A 321-nucleotide genomic window follows, 5' to 3' on the forward strand; every position below is an offset into this window, starting at 1 on the left:
ACAGTCATTCCGATGAAGGGGAGGGTGGGGAAGAATACTGCGTGAACGCAAAAACACTCTCGGATATGTAGCAAAAAAAAGCGGCACTAGGCCGCTTCAATCATTTGCTTGCTTTTTTCTTTTTAGAGACAGCCTTCTGTTTAGGCTGATCCGGTTTTTCTTCTTCTTTTTCCGGAGCCGGATAAAACTTGGTGGCTACCATCACAATGCGGTTACGCTTCTCCCCACTTTTAGAATCCGTCCATTCTTCCGGCTTAAAGTAGCCTTCAACGGTTATCAGCTCACCTTTTTTCAATACATCGAAGGAATCCAGTGCTTCAT

The 321-nt window shown here is 44.9% G+C and carries 1 pseudogene; it reads right to left on the minus strand.

Annotated elements, in window-relative coordinates:
- Positions 1–100 precede the first annotated feature (100 nt).
- Positions 101–321 (minus strand): annotated as a pseudogene (locus DWX84_RS22085) (single-stranded DNA-binding protein); the annotation flags it as partial.

The organism is Parabacteroides sp. AF21-43, from assembly GCF_003635435.1.
In the GTDB taxonomy this organism is placed as follows: domain Bacteria; phylum Bacteroidota; class Bacteroidia; order Bacteroidales; family Tannerellaceae; genus Parabacteroides; species Parabacteroides distasonis.